Origin of the sequence: Streptomyces ochraceiscleroticus (assembly GCF_000720485.1) — a bacterium.
Lineage (GTDB): Bacteria > Actinomycetota > Actinomycetes > Streptomycetales > Streptomycetaceae > Streptomyces > Streptomyces ochraceiscleroticus.
Genome location: NZ_JOAX01000010.1, coordinates 90,816 through 105,497 on the forward strand (window position 1 = coordinate 90,816; position 14,682 = coordinate 105,497).

14 protein-coding genes, 1 pseudogene and 1 riboswitch are annotated in these 14,682 nt (G+C 71.9%); of the genes and pseudogenes, 8 read left to right on the plus strand and 7 right to left on the minus strand.

Translation table 11 applies throughout. The features are described from left to right. Window positions 1-29 precede the first annotated feature (29 nt). Window positions 30-275 (plus strand): DUF3263 domain-containing protein, encoded by a 246-nt coding sequence (locus IG84_RS0115040; protein WP_031056390.1) that lies wholly within the window; start codon window positions 30-32, stop codon window positions 273-275. Window positions 276-421: 146 nt separating this feature from the next. Further along, on the plus strand, window positions 422-1,300 hold the full coding sequence (gene otsB, locus IG84_RS0115045; RefSeq protein WP_031056402.1) for a trehalose-phosphatase: 879 nt from the start codon (window positions 422-424) through the stop codon (window positions 1,298-1,300). A gap of 85 nt (window positions 1,301-1,385) precedes the next feature. Here otsB and IG84_RS0115050 read toward each other — a convergent pair whose 3' ends face one another. Together IG84_RS0115050 and IG84_RS0115055 are read right to left on the minus strand one after the other, a co-directional pair. Continuing rightward, the gene (locus IG84_RS0115050) at window positions 1,386-2,867 is read right to left on the minus strand and encodes an alpha,alpha-trehalose-phosphate synthase (UDP-forming) (protein ID WP_031056405.1); all 1,482 of its coding nucleotides are present in this window, start codon (window positions 2,865-2,867) and stop codon (window positions 1,386-1,388) included. A 53-nt stretch (window positions 2,868-2,920) separates the two neighbouring features. Further along, window positions 2,921-3,886 (minus strand): glucosyl-3-phosphoglycerate synthase, encoded by a 966-nt coding sequence (locus IG84_RS0115055; RefSeq protein ID WP_031056408.1) that lies wholly within the window; start codon window positions 3,884-3,886, stop codon window positions 2,921-2,923. A gap of 150 nt (window positions 3,887-4,036) precedes the next feature. Beyond that, window positions 4,037-4,195, plus strand: a riboswitch (SAM riboswitch). Window positions 4,196-4,212: 17 nt separating this feature from the next. Here IG84_RS0115055 and thrC point away from each other — a divergent pair. The 4 genes from thrC (at window position 4,213) to groL (ending at window position 8,416) form a co-directional block, all read left to right on the plus strand. Beyond that, window positions 4,213-5,493, plus strand: coding sequence for a threonine synthase (gene thrC, locus IG84_RS0115060; RefSeq protein WP_031056412.1), 1,281 nt, complete (start codon window positions 4,213-4,215; stop codon window positions 5,491-5,493). A gap of 60 nt (window positions 5,494-5,553) precedes the next feature. Further along, window positions 5,554-5,832, plus strand: a complete 279-nt coding sequence (locus IG84_RS0115065) for a ubiquitin-like small modifier protein 1 (RefSeq protein ID WP_031056414.1) — start codon at window positions 5,554-5,556, stop codon at window positions 5,830-5,832. 462 nt (window positions 5,833-6,294) lie between these two features. After that, complete coding sequence (locus tag IG84_RS0115070) at window positions 6,295-6,498, plus strand: cold-shock protein (protein WP_003986833.1); 204 nt, start codon at window positions 6,295-6,297, stop codon at window positions 6,496-6,498. Window positions 6,499-6,790: 292 nt separating this feature from the next. Continuing rightward, window positions 6,791-8,416: a chaperonin GroEL gene (gene groL, locus IG84_RS0115075; RefSeq protein ID WP_030254570.1), complete on the plus strand. Its 1,626-nt coding sequence runs from the start codon at window positions 6,791-6,793 to the stop codon at window positions 8,414-8,416. 104 nt (window positions 8,417-8,520) lie between these two features. Here the strand turns inward: groL and IG84_RS37990 are convergent. The 4 genes and pseudogenes from IG84_RS37990 to IG84_RS0115095 all read right to left on the minus strand — a co-directional run. Next, window positions 8,521-8,769: pseudogene (locus IG84_RS37990) on the minus strand (helix-turn-helix domain-containing protein); the annotation flags it as partial. Between the two features lie 48 nt (window positions 8,770-8,817). Further along, the gene (locus IG84_RS0115085; RefSeq protein ID WP_031056422.1) at window positions 8,818-10,449 is read right to left on the minus strand and encodes a PTS transporter subunit EIIC; all 1,632 of its coding nucleotides are present in this window, start codon (window positions 10,447-10,449) and stop codon (window positions 8,818-8,820) included. 83 nt (window positions 10,450-10,532) lie between these two features. Further along, the gene (gene murQ, locus IG84_RS0115090; protein WP_031056425.1) at window positions 10,533-11,474 is read right to left on the minus strand and encodes an N-acetylmuramic acid 6-phosphate etherase; all 942 of its coding nucleotides are present in this window, start codon (window positions 11,472-11,474) and stop codon (window positions 10,533-10,535) included. Window positions 11,475-11,532: 58 nt separating this feature from the next. Further along, window positions 11,533-12,546 carry a MurR/RpiR family transcriptional regulator gene (locus IG84_RS0115095; protein ID WP_031056427.1) on the minus strand — a complete coding sequence of 338 codons (1,014 nt, stop codon included), beginning with the start codon at window positions 12,544-12,546 and terminating at the stop codon, window positions 11,533-11,535. 124 nt (window positions 12,547-12,670) lie between these two features. On the opposite strand from IG84_RS0115095, the gene IG84_RS0115100 reads away from it, so the two are divergent. Together IG84_RS0115100 and IG84_RS0115105 are read left to right on the plus strand one after the other, a co-directional pair. After that, on the plus strand, window positions 12,671-13,033 hold the full coding sequence (locus tag IG84_RS0115100; RefSeq protein ID WP_031056429.1) for a hypothetical protein: 363 nt from the start codon (window positions 12,671-12,673) through the stop codon (window positions 13,031-13,033). 8 nt (window positions 13,034-13,041) lie between these two features. Next, window positions 13,042-13,308 carry a DUF4031 domain-containing protein gene (locus IG84_RS0115105; RefSeq protein WP_031056431.1) on the plus strand — a complete coding sequence of 89 codons (267 nt, stop codon included), beginning with the start codon at window positions 13,042-13,044 and terminating at the stop codon, window positions 13,306-13,308. 82 nt (window positions 13,309-13,390) lie between these two features. On the opposite strand, the gene IG84_RS0115110 is transcribed toward IG84_RS0115105, so the two are convergent. Then, entirely contained in the window at window positions 13,391-14,659 is a 1,269-nt protein-coding gene (locus tag IG84_RS0115110; protein ID WP_169749879.1) for a Cmx/CmrA family chloramphenicol efflux MFS transporter, read from the minus strand. Between the last annotated feature and the right edge of the window lie 23 nt (window positions 14,660-14,682).

Sequence of the window (14,682 nt, forward strand, 5' to 3'; positions counted from 1 at the left end):
ATGTCGTACCGCGGGGCTATCGTGGTCGGGTGGTCTCCGAATCGCCGTCCGAGCGGCTGTCAGCGCGCGACGAGGCCGTGCTCGCCGTGGAGCGCCGCTCCTGGGCCGGGCCCGGCGCCAAGGAGCGCGCCATACGGGAGCGGCTCGGCATCTCGCCGACCCGCTACTACCAGCTGCTCAACGCCCTCCTCGACGACCCTCGGGCGCTCGCGCACGACCCGGTGACCGTCAATCGCCTACGGCGGGTGAGAGAAGCCAGGCGGGCCCGCCGCTGATATCGCTGACGCCGGTGGCCCGACGGCCACGCACCTGCGGCGGGTGAGAGAAGCCAGGCGGGCCCGCCGCTGATCGGCCGTCATGGCCATCCGAAAGATCGTCGTACCGCCTCCGTACGCCCCGCCCCACCGATAGGCTCGGCCCCATGGGCAGCCCCGAGAACCTCCTCGCGCAGCCGATGACCGAAGCGGGCCGTGCGGGCCTGGCCGGCTTTCTCGCCCGGCCGGCCGACGCCGTCGTCGCGCTCGACTTCGACGGCACCCTCGCCGGCATCGTCCCCGACCCCGAACAGGCCCGCGCCCACCCCGGCGTCGTCCAGGCGCTCACGCGCCTCGCCCCGCTGCTGCGCGCCGTCGTGGTGATCACCGGCCGCCCGGCGGAGACGGCCGTCCGGCTCGGCGGCTTCACGGCCGTCGACGGCCTGGACCGCCTCGTCGTCCTCGGGCACTACGGCGCGGAGCGCTGGGAGGCCGCCACCGGCCGGATCGAGGCGCCCGCGCCGCCGCCGGGCGTCGCCGCGGCGACCGCCGAGCTGCCGGGCCTGCTGGAGCGCTCCGGGGCCTGGCAGGACAGGCCGGTCGACGCCGCGATCGAAACCAAGGGTGGCCGGGCCGTCGCCGTGCACACCCGCCGCACCGCCGACCCGCAGGGCACCTTCGAGGCGCTGCGCGCGCCGCTGGCCGCGCTCGCCGAGCGGCACGGCCTGATCGTCGAGCCGGGCCGCTTCGTCCTGGAGCTGCGCCCGCCCGGCGTCGACAAGGGCGTCGCGCTCACCTCGTACGTACGCGAGGTGGACGCCGGCGCGGTCCTCTACGCGGGCGACGACCTGGGGGATCTGGCCGCCTACGCCGCCGTCGACGCGCTGCGCGCCGAGGGCCTGCCCGGGGTACTGGTGTGCAGCTCGGCAACGGTGGGCGAGGGCGCCGAGGAACTGGCGGACCGCGCGGACCTGGTCGTACCGGGCCCGGCGGGCGTGGTGGAGCTGCTCACGGCCCTCGCGGAAGCGGCGATGCAGGCGCCCTGAAGGGGCGCGGGGAACTGCGCGACCAGCCACAACGGCGCGCTGGCCGGCAAACGCACAGCCCGGGGCACCCCGGAACCCGCGGGCCTCAGCCCCCCAGCGCCCGCAACTGGTCCAGGAACCACTGCGCCGGCGGCAGCGCCGTAGCCGCTGCCGCCAACCGCTTCGCGCGCTCCGCGCGCTCGTCCTGCGGCATCGTCAGCGCCGCGTGCAGCGCCTCGGCCGTGCCCCCGATGTCGTACGGATTGACCACCAGCGCGTCCTCCGCCAGCTCCGCGCAGGCCCCGGCCTCCCGGGAGAGGACCAGCGCGCAGCCCGCCTCGGACACCACCGGCACCTCCTTCGCGACGAGGTTCATGCCGTCGCGGATGGGGTTGACCAGCGCGACGTCGGCGAGCCGGTAGGCGGCCAGGGAGCGCGCGAAGTCGTCCTTGACGTGCAGCACGACCGGCAGCCAGCCGTCCGTGCCGAACTCGTCGTTGATCTCCGCCGCCAGCCGCCCGACCTCCTCGGTGTACTGCCGGTACACCGCCAGGTCCTGCCGCGAGGGGTAGGCGAACGCTATGTGCACCACCCGGCCGCGCCACTCGGGCCGGTCGGTCAGCAGCCGCCGGTACGCCTGGAGGCCGCGCACGATGTTCTTGGACAGCTCCGTGCGGTCCACCCGGACGATCGTCTTCCGCGGCGCGCCGTCCTCGCCGGTGCCGATCTGCTCCCGCAGGTCCGCCAGCCGCTCGTCGACGTCCGGCTGCCGGGAGCGCTCGCGCAGGAAGTCCGCGTCGGCGCCCAGGCCGTGCACCCCGAGCCGGGTGGTCCGGCCCTCGTACGTGACGCGCAGCCCCGCCTCCCCGTCTCTGGCGACCTCGGCGTCCAGCACCGCGGCGCAGCACTCCGCGAACGCGGCGGCCCAGCGGTGGGTCAGGAACGCCGCCCGGTCGCCGCCCAGGATGCCGCGCAGCACCTCGGCCGCCACGTCGTCCGGCAGCAGCCGGAAGTAGTCCGGGGGCGCCCAGGGGGTGTGCGAGAAGTGGCCGATGCGCAGGTCGGGGCGGCGCTCACGGAGCAGCCCCGGGACCAGCGTGAGGTGGTAGTCCTGCACGAGGACAGCCGCGCCGGGCGCCGCGGCCTCGGCGAGCGCGTCGGCGAAGGCGGCGTTGTACGCCTCGTACGACGCCCACTGGCCGCGGAACTCCGCGTCGAACGCGGGCTCCAGCGGCGTCTGGTAGAGCAGGTGGTGGACGAACCACAGCACGGAGTTGGCGACGCCGTTGTACGCGTCGGCGAAGACCTCGGGCGCGATGTCCAGCATCCGGACGGACTGTCCGCCGGTGTCGCCGGGGTCCAGCAGCCCGTCACCGGCGGCGGCCCGCCGGGCCGCCTCGCGGTCGCCGTCGCCGAGCGCGGCGCACACCCACACGGCCCCGGCGTCCGGCCCGATGGCCGACAGGCCGGAGACCAGACCGCCGCCTCCGCGCCGGGAGGTCAGCGTGCCGTCCGCCCCCAAGGAGTAGGAGACCGGACCGCGGTTGGACGCGACGAGAACCTGGGCACCTGAGCTGGAGGAGACCATGCCGATGACCTAACCCGCCACAGATCCGCTCAAACGTGCGGCCGCCCCTGCTCTCATGCCGCGCGCCGCTCCTCGTACTCCGGTATGCCGCGCATCGGCGGCCGCTCCTCGGTGTCCACGTCGGTCGTCCGCGGTACGAAGCCGCCCTGTTCACCGCGGTCGAACTGGGTCAGCCGGGGTCGCACGAGGTGCCCGCGTGCCAGCCGGAGCTGGGCGGTGCGGTAGATCGCCGCGGCCATCCGGCCGAGCGCCTGCCCGTCCTGGTGCCGGTGCTTGCGCACGCCCACGTCCACCTGCGCCAGCGCGTCCAGGCCCACCGTGTGCAGCGCGTCGACCAGCAGGCCCAGCTCGACGCCGTACCCGACGGGGAAGGGCAGCTGTTCGAGCAGCGAACGGCGGGCCGCGTACTCGCCGCCCAGCGGCTGGACGAAACCGGCGAGCTGCGGCCAGTGCAGATTGAGCAGCGGGCGGGCCACCAGCTCGGTGACCCGGCCCCCCTGGCCCGCCTTCGGGCCGCCGGCGCCCTCGCCCAGCGGCCGGTCGTACATCGCCTTCACGAACTGCACCTGCGGCTCGGTCAGCAGCGGCCCGACGATCCCGGACACGAAGTCGGCGGAGAACTCGCGCAGGTCGGCGTCGACGAAGCAGACGATGTCGCCGCTGGTGGCCAGCAGCGAGCGCCACAGCACCTCGCCCTTGCCGGGCACCGTCGCCAGCCGGGGCAGGATCGCGTCGCGGTGCACGACCCGGGCGCCCGCGGCGGCGGCGACCTCGGCGGTGCGGTCGGTGGAGCCGGAGTCCACCACGATCAGCTCGTCGACCAGCGGCACCGCGGCGGACATCAGGTCGCGGCGGATGATCTCCACGATCGTGCCGACCGTGGCCTCCTCGTCGAGCGCGGGCAGCACTACGCTGACCGTCTGCCCCGTGCGGCTTTTCGCAGCCAACAGCTGGTCGAGCGGTCGGTCGGCGGCAGACCAGGAGCGGCCGGCCAGCCAGCGCTCCACCTCTTCCAGCACGTATCCGTCTCCCTAAAGTGATCCATCTCGCGCATCGGACGACTATCTCAACCGTCCATGCCTTCGGTTACAGTCTTGAACAACGCGGATGACCACCGCATGCCGGGGTCACCGCTGAACAAACGCCTGTGTTTCGCACGCAGGCCATACCGCTCATCCAGAGGGGCAGAGGGATACGGCCCGTTGAAGCCCCGGCAACCCTCCAGCCGGTCTTGCCGCCAGGACGCTGATGTCCGCCGCGCGAGGCTCCCGGCTAGGGAAGGTGCCAAATCCGTCTCACGGCGAAGTGCGTCGTGAGGAAGATGAGGAGAAAGGGCCTCGCCTCCATGGCTGTGCAAGCTGCAGAAACTTCCACCGTCTCCCTCGGTCCCGCCGCCGCGCTGTCCTGCCGTGAGTGCGGTACGCGCTTCCCGCTCGGCCCGATCTTCGCGTGCCAGGAATGTTTCGGGCCGCTCGAAGTGGCCTACGACCTGCCGAGCGGCGACCCCGAGGGCCTGAAGAAGCAGATCGAGGCCGGTCCGGACAACATCTGGCGGTACGCGCCGCTGCTGCCCGTCCCCGCCGACGTGGCCGACAAGCCCAACCTGAACCCGGGCTTCACCAAGCTGGTCAAGGCCGACCGTCTCGCCGCCGAGCTGGGCGTGACCGGCGGCCTGTACGTCAAGGACGACTCCGGCAACCCGACGCACTCCTTCAAGGACCGCGTCGTGGCCATCGCCGTCGAGGCGGCCCGCGCCTTCGGCTTCACCACCCTGTCCTGCTCCTCCACCGGCAACCTGGCCGGTGCGGTCGGCGCCGCGGCGCGCCGGGCGGGCTTCCGCTCCTGCGTGTTCATCCCGCACGACCTGGAGGCCGGCAAGGTCGTCATGGCCGCGGTCTACGGTGGCGACCTGGTCGGCATCGAGGGCAACTACGACGACGTCAACCGCTTCTGCTCCGAGCTCATCGGCGACCCGCTGGGCGAGGGCTGGGGCTTCGTGAACGTCAACCTCCGCCCGTACTACGGCGAGGGCTCCAAGACGCTTGCGTACGAGATCTGCGAGCAGCTCGGCTGGGAGCTCCCGGACCAGCTCGTCATCCCGATCGCCTCGGGCTCGCAGCTCACGAAGATCGACAAGGGGCTCAAGGAGCTCATCGCGCTCGGCCTCGTCGAGGACAAGCCGTACAAGATCTTCGGCGCCCAGGCCGAGGGCTGCTCGCCGGTCTCGACGGCCTTCAAGGCCGGCCACGACGTCGTACGCCCGCAGAAGCCGAACACCATCGCCAAGTCGCTGGCCATCGGCAACCCGGCGGACGGCCCGTACGTGCTCGACATCGCCCGCCGCACCGGCGGCGCCGTCGAGGACGTCGACGACGAGCAGGTCGTGGACGCGATCAAGCTGCTGGCCCGCACGGAGGGCATCTTCGCGGAGACCGCGGGCGGCGTGACCGTCGGCGTCACCAAGAAGCTCATCGAGAACGGGCAGATCGACCCGGCGAAGTCCCTCGTCGTCCTGAACACCGGTGACGGGCTGAAGACGCTGGACGCCGTGGCGCCGACCACCGGCCCGACCGCGACCATCCGCCCGAGCCTGGACGCGTTCCGCGAGGCCGGCCTCGACAAGTAAGCGCCGCCCCGCCGGGCAGGCCCCGCACTCGTTTCCCCGGAACCCGGAAGGTAGAACCCCATGAGCGTCAACGTCCGCATCCCCACCATCCTGCGCACCTACACCGGCGGCCAGGCCGAGGTCGCCGCCGAGGGCGCGACCCTCTCCGACGTCATCGCGGACCTGGAGAAGAACCACACCGGCATCGCGGCCCGTGTCCTGGACGACCAGGGCAAGCTGCGCCGTTTCGTGAACGTCTACGTCAACGACGACGACGTGCGCTTCGAGCAGGGCCTGGAGACCCCGACGCCGGACGGCGCCGGCGTCTCGATCATCCCCGCGGTGGCCGGCGGCTGCTGAACACTCGCCCCCGGCGCACGCTCCTTTGTGCGCCCCGTGTGCGCCCCCTGTGCACCGTCTCGTGGGTGACTGCATACGCCTCCTGGAATCGCCCCGTCCGCAGCAAAAGCGGACGGGGCGATTCCATGTCGTTAAAGGCGATACAGTTGAGGTGAATCCTCTTCGCGCGCGTGCCCCACGCATATGAGAACGCGACAAGATGTGCCCAAAGTGTGTGCGTATTTTGTCGCGTTGATGAGCTATGCCCGGCCCGGCTTGCCCAGAATTATTGAGACTTCGCCGTAAATCGGCGAATGGTCGTGGGCAGAATTCTCGTCCGATTGACCTGTTGCGCTGGGCATCGGTGCAGATACATTCAGCGGCGGTCGACGCGTTCCGGCGCACACCCTCCTTGGGGGTGAGGTCTGACCCGGGTCCGCGGAGTGCGGTCCTGCGCAAGGGCCAGCAATAGGGGAGTTAGGAATGGCTCAGGGCACCGTCAAGTGGTTCAACGCGGAGAAGGGGTACGGCTTCATCGCGGTCGACGGTGGTGCGGATGTTTTCGTCCACTACAGCGCGATCCAGATGGACGGGTACCGCACCCTTGAGGAAGGTCAGCGGGTCGAGTTCGAGATCTCGCAGGGCCAGAAGGGGCCGCAGGCGGACATGGTTCGCGTGGCCGGCTGAGCGCCGACCGACTGCAGCGTACGGAGGCCCGTGCTCCCCGAGGGGGCACGGGCCTCTCGTTGTGCACGCTGCCTCAGGGGTGGTCTGGAGGGTTGTTCCGGTACCCAGGCGCTTGCACTCGAGGGGGTCGAGTGCTAATCATTGCGTTAGCACTCTGAAGGTGAGAGTGACAGAAGGACCGGGTCGGTGAGGCCCGCTGCCGGGTGGGGAAGGAACCACCAGGCGCAGGCCGTCCGTCGCGGGCGCCACGCGGTCCGGAGCAATCCACCCCTGTCCGGGAGGACCACTTCACATGGCCAAGATCATCGCGTTCGACGAGGAGGCACGGCGCGGTCTCGAGCGCGGGATGAACCAGCTCGCCGACGCCGTCAAGGTCACCCTTGGCCCCAAGGGCCGCAACGTCGTCCTTGAGAAGAAGTGGGGCGCCCCCACGATCACCAACGATGGTGTCTCCATCGCCAAGGAGATCGAGCTCGAGGACCCGTACGAGAAGATCGGCGCCGAGCTGGTCAAGGAGGTCGCGAAGAAGACGGACGACGTCGCCGGTGACGGCACGACGACCGCGACCGTCCTGGCCCAGGCCCTGGTCCGCGAGGGCCTGCGCAACGTCGCGGCCGGCGCCAACCCGATGGCCCTGAAGCGCGGCATCGAGCGCGCCGTCGAGGCCGTCTCCGCCGCCCTGCTGGAGCAGGCGAAGGACGTGGAGACCAAGGAGCAGATCGCCTCCACCGCCTCCATCTCCGCGGCCGACACCCAGATCGGCGAGCTCATCGCCGAGGCCATGGACAAGGTCGGCAAGGAAGGCGTCATCACCGTCGAGGAGTCCCAGACCTTCGGTCTGGAGCTCGAGCTCACCGAGGGTATGCGCTTCGACAAGGGCTACATCTCGGCGTACTTCGCCACCGACATGGAGCGTATGGAGGCGTCGCTCGACGACCCGTACATCCTGATCGTCAACTCCAAGATCTCCAACGTGAAGGACCTCCTTCCGCTGCTGGAGAAGGTCATGCAGTCGGGCAAGCCGCTGCTGATCATCGCGGAGGACGTCGAGGGCGAGGCCCTGTCGACCCTGGTCGTCAACAAGATCCGTGGCACCTTCAAGTCCGTCGCCGTCAAGGCCCCGGGCTTCGGTGACCGCCGCAAGGCCATGCTCGGCGACATCGCCATCCTCACCGGTGGCACCGTCATCTCCGAGGAGGTCGGCCTCAAGCTCGAGAACGCCGGTCTGGACCTCCTGGGCCGCGCCCGCAAGGTCGTCATCACCAAGGACGAGACCACCATCGTCGACGGTGCCGGTGACAGCGAGCAGGTTCAGGGCCGCGTCAACCAGATCCGCGCCGAGATCGAGAACAGCGACTCGGACTACGACCGCGAGAAGCTCCAGGAGCGCCTGGCGAAGCTCGCGGGCGGCGTGGCCGTCATCAAGGCCGGTGCCGCGACCGAGGTCGAGCTCAAGGAGCGCAAGCACCGCATCGAGGACGCCGTTCGCAACGCGAAGGCGGCCGTCGAGGAGGGCATCGTCGCCGGCGGTGGCGTCGCCCTGCTGCAGGCTTCCTCGGTCTTCGAGAAGCTGGAGCTCGAGGGCGACGAGGCCACCGGTGCCGCCGCTGTGAAGCTGGCCCTGGAGGCCCCGCTGAAGCAGATCTCCGTCAACGGCGGCCTCGAGGGCGGCGTCGTCGTGGAGAAGGTGCGCAACCTGGCCGTCGGCCACGGTCTGAACGCCGCGACCGGCGAGTACGTCGACATGATCGCCGAGGGCATCATCGACCCCGCCAAGGTCACCCGCTCCGCGCTGCAGAACGCCGCCTCCATCGCGGCGCTCTTCCTCACCACCGAGGCCGTCATCGCCGACAAGCCGGAGAAGGCCGCCGCGGGCGGCGCCCCGGGCGGCATGCCGGGCGGTGACATGGACTTCTGATCCACCCCTTCCGGGAACGGATCAGCAGTTCATCGCTGTACGAACCGAGGGCGGCACCCCCATCACGGGGGTGCCGCCCTCGGGCGTTTCCGGACCGCTGTTCGTCAGGCGGCGGGGTGGGCGATGAACGCGACTTCTTCGTGCTCGTCGTCCAGGGCGATGCTCAGGGACGCGTCCAGAGCACGGGCCAGGCGTCGCAGCAAGGGCAGCGTCGGCACGGTGTCGGCGCCTTCGATGCGGGAGACCTTCGCCTGGGCGAGCCCGGCGCGCTCGGCGACGTCTGCCTGGGTCAGCCCCAGCTCCGTGCGGCGGTCGTACACCGCCTTGGCGAAGGCCATCGCCAGTCGGATCTCCGCGCGCTCGGCCGTGGTTTCGGGCGACTCGACGTGTCCCTCGGCGAGTCAGAGGGCCGCCGGTTCCTTGGTCGATGGGGGCTCGGGGGCTGAGGTTGTGGGGGTGGCCTTGGTGCCTGACGTCGGGGTGTCGGTCGTGGGGGTGTTTGTGGTGGTGTTCAGGTCGGCGAGCATTTGCTTGCTGAAGCCGAAGAAGTATGTGGCCAGGAAGCCGACGACGTAGCCGGCGAGGAGGCCGATGGCGTAGATGAGGGCTGTGGTGGGGAGGTCGTGGTTGCCCTTGAGGAGGGGGAAGAGGGCCCAGCCGGAGGGGCCGATGGCGGTGGAGCCGACGGCCGTGCCGAGCTGGTTGAGGAGGCCGACGAAGGCGCCGCCGAATGCCCCGCCGACGCAGGCGGTGATGAAGGGGCGGCCGAGGGGCAGCGAGACGCCGTAGATCAGGGGCTCGCCGACGCCGAGGAAGCCGGCCGGGAGCGCCGACTTGATGGTCGTACGGATCGAGCCGTTGCGGGGGAGGCGGAGGTAGACGGCGATGGCCGCGCCCACCTGGCCCGCGCCCGCCATGGCGAGGATCGGCAGCAGGACCGTGTAGCTCTGCTGCTCGATGAGGGTGGTGTGGATGGGGATGAGGGCCTGATGGAGGCCGAGCATCACCAGCGGGAGGAAGAGGCCGCCGAGGACGAAACCGGCGAGCGCGCCGCCGTGGGCGAGGAGCCAGTTGGCGGCCGTACCGATCGCGGCGGACACCGCGCCCGCCGCGTACATCAGGCCGAAGATCGTCACCAGGCCGGTGAGCAGGACGGTGAGGGTGGGGGTGACGAGGACGTCGAGAGACTCGGGCACCCGTCCCCAAGCTCTCGACTTCGCTCGACTAGGGGAGACCCCATTTCGGCACAATTTCTCGATGTAGACGGCCAGCACCGCCGCGCCCAGCGCGCCCAGTACGCCGCCCTGGCCCGGGGAGAGCTTCTGGCCGAAGGCGGTGATGTCGGCGACGCCGGGGAAGACGATGATCGCGGCGACCGCGCCGCCGAGGATCGGGGTGCCGCCGAACTCCTTCGCCGTGTTGAAGCCGACGAACACCGCGATCAGGGCCATGAAGCCGGAGGCGATGGCGGTGAGCGCGGGGACCAGGGTGGGCAGCCAGCCGAGGTTGGTGAGCAGGCCGTTGATGCCGGCGATGATGCCGCAGCCGATGAGCGCGGGGATCAGCGGGACGAAGATGTTCGCGATCCTGCGGAGGAAGAGCTTGAAGGGGGTGGCGTTGGCCGCCTTGCGCCGGGCCTTGATCGCGGCGCCCTGGGCGGCCAGCTCGTCGGCGGTGGTGGTGGGGGCGGACGGGGATCCGGGAGCCGGCTCGGGGGCGGGGGCCGGGTCGGGCGCTGCCCTGCGCTCCTCCTCGACCAGCTCTTCGAAGACGGGCGTGACGCGGGCGACCGTACCGGGGCCGAGCACGATCTGGTACGTGTCGTCCTCGACCACCCCCATGACGGCCGGCAGCGCCTTGAGCGCGTCGTCCTGGACCAGCGAACGGTCCTTGACGCCGAGGCGGAGCCGGGTCATGCAGTGGGCGATGGAGGTGATGTTGGCAGCGCCGCCGACGAGGGGCAGGAGCGCGGCGGCGGTGGCGCGGTTCTTGTCCGGGGAGCCGGAGTTCCCCTGGGGAGATGCAGAGGTCATGTGCGAGGCGCTGTTCTGTCGGAGGGTGCGCCGCGGGGGCGCGGGGCAGCGGCGCCTCCCCGGGGGAGGAGGGCGCCGGGCGGTCAGCTTTCCTGGGCGGCGGCCTGGAGCGCGGCGCGCAGGTGGCCGCGGGAGTCGGCGAGCAGGCGGGCCGCGGTGGGACCGTCCACGGAGCCGAGGAGCACCAGAATGGCGTGCTTCACCTCGCCGTCGGTGGCGGCGAGCGCTTCCTCGATCTCCGTGTCGGACGCGCCCGTGGCGAGCGCGACGATGCGGCGGGAGCGGGCCCGCAGCTTGTCGTTGGACGCGCGGACGTCGACCATCAGGTTTCCGTAGGTCTTGCCCAGCCGGATCATCGTGATCGTCGAGAGCATGTTCAGGACCAGCTTCTGGGCCGTGCCGGCCTTCAGGCGGGTCGAGCCGGTCAGCAGCTCGGGGCCGACGACGACCTCGATGCCGTGATCGGCGGCGGCCGCGAGCGCCGAGCCGGCGTTGCACGACAGGCCGACTGTCAGCGCGCCCTGGGCGCGGGCGTGCTCGACGGCGCCGATGGCGTACGGCGTGCGGCCCGAGGCGGAGATGCCGACCACCGTGTCCTCGGCGGTCAGGCCCAGCGCGTCCAGCTCGGCGGCGGCCAGGTCCTTGCTGTCCTCGGCGCCCTCCACGGCGGTGATCATCGCGGGCGGGCCGCCCGCGATCAGCCCGATCACTTCTTCGGGATCGGTGTTGAACGTGGGCGGGCACTCGCTGGCGTCCAGGATGCCCAGCCGCCCGGCCGTGCCGGCACCGGCGTAGATCAGCCGGCCGCCGCGGGACATGCGAGCGGCGATGCCGTCGATGGCGGCGGCGATCCTCGGGAGCTGCTCGGCGACGGCGGTGGGGACCGTGGCGTCCTCGCCGTTCATCGTGCGGGCGATCTCCAGGGTGGAGCGCTGGTCGATCTCGGCGAGCTCCGGCCGGAACGCCTCGGTGGTGAGGGTGTCGAGCTGGGCCCGCAGGGCGGTGTGGTCAGCGGTGGAAGTCATGGTGTGGGGGCTCTCCGAGTACGGCTGGGGGGAGTCGGGGGTGCGCGCGGGGCGGCGCTCAGCGGGGGCGGGGGGCGTGGCGGTGGGCCAGGGCCTCGTACGAAGCGGAGAGGGCGGGCGCCGCCGTTTCGTACGTGCGCTGGGCGACGCCGACGAAGAGGCAGTCGACGACGAGCAGCTGGCTCGTGCGCGAGGACATGGCTGCCGGGCGCAGCTCGCTCTCGCGCGCCGTGGACGTGGTCAGTATGTGATCGGCGTACGAGGCGATCTCGCCGTCCGGGCGGCCGGTGACCGCGATGGTCGTCGCGCCGCGGTCGAAGGCGACCCGCAGCGGCTCTATGACGTCCGTGGTGCGCCCGGAGTGGGTGATCGCGACGGCGACGTCGCCGGCCCGCATCTGCACGGCGTTGGTCACCGCGAGGTGCGGGTCGGAGTGGGCGTGCGCGATCAGGCCGATGCGCAGCAGCTTCTGGGCCAGGTCCTGGCCGACGAGGCTGGAGGCGCCGATGCCGTACACATCGATCCTGCGGGCGCCGGCGAGCGCGGCCACGGCCGCCTCCAGCTGGGTGGTGTCCAGCGCGGCCGCGGTGTCGGCGAGGCACTGCTGCTCTTCCTGCGCGAGCTTGGCGACCACGTCCGTGAGCGAGTCGTCGACCGCTATGTCCGCCGTGACGGCGGGGGCGCGGCCCGTGGCCTGCTGGGCCGCGAGGGCGGCGAGCGCGAGCCGCAGGTCGCGGTAGCCCGGGTAACCGAGCAGGCGGGAGGTGCGGACGACGGTGGCCTCGCTGGTGCCCGTGCGCTCCGCGAGGCCGGTGACGGTGAGCGCGGCGCAGCCCGCCGGGTCGGCGGCGACGGTCTCCGCGACCCGCTGCATGGAGCGGGTCATGGACGGCGCGAGGGTGCGCACCTTCGCCGCGAGGGCTGCGGGGGCGGGCGGGGTCGGGTCCGGCTGCGGCCGCCGGGCGGCGTCGGAGGCCGCGCCGGTCGTGGCCGGGGTGCCGGAGGCCGCGCCAGCCGTGGCCGGAGCGCCGGGAGCCGAGCCGTTGAAAGTTTCCTTCAGTCTGGTGCTCACCTCTGAAAAGTAATTTCAGTCACCCGTGGCGTCAACACCCCTCTGCGGCCTGTGGACAACTCCGGGCCGCCGGGAAGAGGGGAACGCGTGTGGGGCTCCGGCGTGTACGCGCGACAATGGGCACATGGAGTTGGAACAGGCGCTGCACGCCGCCCGGGCCCTGGTGATCGCCGATCTGATGGCGGGTGATGTCGCCGACGCGGACATCGTCTCGCTGGTGGAGGACGCGGTCGCGCACCGGCGGTGGTGGGTCGAGCAGTGGCCGGAGGGCGTGGAATTCATCGCCGGGCTCGTCGCCCAGGACGTCCAGGACTCGCTGCTGGAGCGGTACGGCCGCTGGCCGCTGTGTCCGGTGTGCACCGAAGGCGGCGATCCGCACGCGCTGGACGTGGAGCCGGAGCTGGGGCCCGACCCGCACTGGGTCTGCCCGAAGACGGCTGTCTCGGTGGCCCGGGTCGGCTCGCTCGGCGGGCCGCTGGGGAGCTGAGGGAGCGCGTGACGGTCTACATCGATCCGCCGACCTGGCCGGGCCACGGCCGGCTGTGGTCGCATCTGGTGAGCGACGCGTCGTTCGAGGAGCTGCACGCCTTCGCGGCCCGGATCGGCGCGCCGCGGCGGGCGTTCGAGCGCGACCACTACGACCTGCCGGCGGAACGGTACGCCGACGCCGTACAGGCCGGCGCGGTCGAGATCGGCAGCAAGGAGCTGGTCCGCCGCCTGACGGCCGCGGGTCTTCGACGTCCGAAAAACCGCCGGATCTGACCGCTTTCGTACGGCCCGATGCAGCAAGGCGGGGCGGCACCGGCTGAACCGGGCCGCCCCGCCCGCTGCGCGGAGCCGACGGTCAGAGGCGCTTGCCGCCCGCCGCGGCACTGCGGTCGTCCGCCGCGGCCTCGTGCGAGCGGTCGGCCCCGCGCGCGAGGTGCTCCTCCGAGGACGCGACCAGCCGGGAGGCCGCGCCCGTGGAGCGCTGCAGCCGGTGGGCGACGACGGTCGCGGCGACGGCGGCCGCCGCCAGCACGGCGCCGGTCCACGCCACGGCCGGGTAACCCCAGTGCGCGCTGATGACCAGGCCGCCCAGCCACGGGCCGAGCGTGTTGCCGATGTTGAAGGCGGCCGTCGTGGTGGCGCCGGCCAGCGTCGGCGCGGCGTTGGCGACGTTGAACATCCGGGCGTTCAGGGCCGGGGCCGTGGTGAACGCCGTGACGCCCAGCATCAGGGACAGCGCGATCGCCGCCACGGAGTTGTGCGCGGTGAGCGCGAGGATCGCCAGCACGAGGGTGGAGGCGATGATGCCCCCGAAGAGGGTCGGGAAGAGGTGCGCGTCGGCGATCCGGCCGCCTATGTACGTACCGATGAGCGCGCCCACACCGAAGAGCGCCAGCACCGTGGGCACCCAGCTCTCGGCGAGCCCGGCGGTGTCGGTGAGCAGCGGGGAGAGGTACGAGAAGAGCGCGAAGACCGCCGCGCCGTTCAGCGCGGTGGCGGTGAGCGCGAGCCAGACCTGCTTGTCGCGGTAGATCGTCAGTTCGCGGCGGAGCTGCGGACGGTCCTCGCCCGTGGGCACCTCCGTACGCGGGACGAAGGCGACCACGCCGACGAGGCCGATCGCGGAGAGGGCCGCCACGCCCCAGAACGCGGCGCGCCAGCCGGCGCTCTGCCCGAGCAGCGCGCCGGCCGGTACGCCCGCGATGTTGGCGATGCTCAGACCGCCGACCATCACGGCCATCGCGCGGGCGCGCGCGGTGAACGGCACCAGCGAGACGGCCACGGCCGCGCCCACCGCCCAGAAGCCGGCGCAGGCCAGCGCGCTCACCACACGGGAGATGAAGAGCACCGTGTACGAGGGCGCGAGTGCGCCCGCGACCTGGCCGAGGCCGAAGACGGCGAGCAGCGCGATCAGCGTCGTGCGCCGCGGGAGGCGGAGCGTGGCGGCGGCCAGCGTCGGAGCGCCGACCACCATGCCGATCGCGAAAGCCGAGACGAGCAGCCCGGCCTGCGGGATGGAGACGTGCATGTCCCGGGCCAGCGGCTGGAGGATCCCGGAGAGCATGAACTCGGAGGTCCCCAGGGCGAAGACGGACAGTCCGAGGATGTAGACGGCGATGGGCATACGGGCGCGTTCGGCGCGATCAG

Coding starts and splice junctions, on each gene's coding strand:
- IG84_RS0115085 (WP_031056422.1), bottom strand. CDS start 10,449: ATGACCTCTGCATCTCCCCAGGGGAACTCCGGCTCCCCGGACAAGAAC.
- IG84_RS0115070 (WP_003986833.1), top strand. CDS start 6,295: ATGGCTCAGGGCACCGTCAAGTGGTTCAACGCGGAGAAGGGGTACGGC.
- IG84_RS0115050 (WP_031056405.1), bottom strand. CDS start 2,867: ATGGTCTCCTCCAGCTCAGGTGCCCAGGTTCTCGTCGCGTCCAACCGC.
- IG84_RS0115100 (WP_031056429.1), top strand. CDS start 12,671: ATGGAGTTGGAACAGGCGCTGCACGCCGCCCGGGCCCTGGTGATCGCC.
- murQ (WP_031056425.1), bottom strand. CDS start 11,474: ATGACTTCCACCGCTGACCACACCGCCCTGCGGGCCCAGCTCGACACC.
- otsB (WP_031056402.1), top strand. CDS start 422: ATGGGCAGCCCCGAGAACCTCCTCGCGCAGCCGATGACCGAAGCGGGC.
- IG84_RS0115065 (WP_031056414.1), top strand. CDS start 5,554: ATGAGCGTCAACGTCCGCATCCCCACCATCCTGCGCACCTACACCGGC.
- groL (WP_030254570.1), top strand. CDS start 6,791: ATGGCCAAGATCATCGCGTTCGACGAGGAGGCACGGCGCGGTCTCGAG.
- thrC (WP_031056412.1), top strand. CDS start 4,213: ATGGCTGTGCAAGCTGCAGAAACTTCCACCGTCTCCCTCGGTCCCGCC.
- IG84_RS0115110 (WP_169749879.1), bottom strand. CDS start 14,659: ATGCCCATCGCCGTCTACATCCTCGGACTGTCCGTCTTCGCCCTGGGG.